Source organism: Vibrio sp. D173a, assembly GCF_030248475.1.
Genome location: NZ_JAHGAH010001182.1, coordinates 1 through 565, shown reverse-complemented (window position 1 = coordinate 565; position 565 = coordinate 1). Strand labels below are relative to the sequence as shown.

Annotated in this window: 1 protein-coding gene; it reads left to right on the top strand. The window is 48.8% G+C overall.

The window, feature by feature from the left end:
• Window positions 1–565: hypothetical protein (locus KIV40_RS32180; RefSeq protein ID WP_285353407.1), on the top strand; the 565-nt coding region annotated here is incomplete at both ends.

Here is a 565-nt window from a genome sequence, read left to right as displayed (position 1 = left end):
GGGTGTCGATTACTTTGCTGAGGTTCGCTTGAACGGTGTCGCGGTATGCGATTGCGATGGTTGTCAATTGGAGTACCGCAAAGATATTCGTCCTTACATGCAACTCGGCCGTAACCGCTTTGAGATTCTATTCCTTGAAGAGGAAGAGGGCTTGTTGCTTGAAGAGGATATGGATGAGGCGCTTTCTTCGGCTCCCGTAGAGAAATCAGATCCGCGTATCGGAGTTTGGCAGGCTCCTTATCTGCAGTTTGTTCGGAACGTCAAACTCGAACAGGTGGTAACGGAACAGATCTGGCACCATGGTGGCGGCTGTGAATTCAAGGTCGATGTCATTTATCAGACACTCAAAGCAGGGTTGGTCTCAGCATCAATCAAGTTTAATGGCATGACGCTGGTGATGCCAATTGATGTGCGTGCTGAGCATACGGGTGTGGTCTTTCAGGTGGAAGCGCCGATCGTTTTTAATCTTGAAAAGCCCAACCCTAAGCATCTGTATGAACTAGAGGTTGAGCTTGATGGACAGAAAGAGAGCTCGTTTGTTGCCTTGAACCCTGCTTCTTGTGTG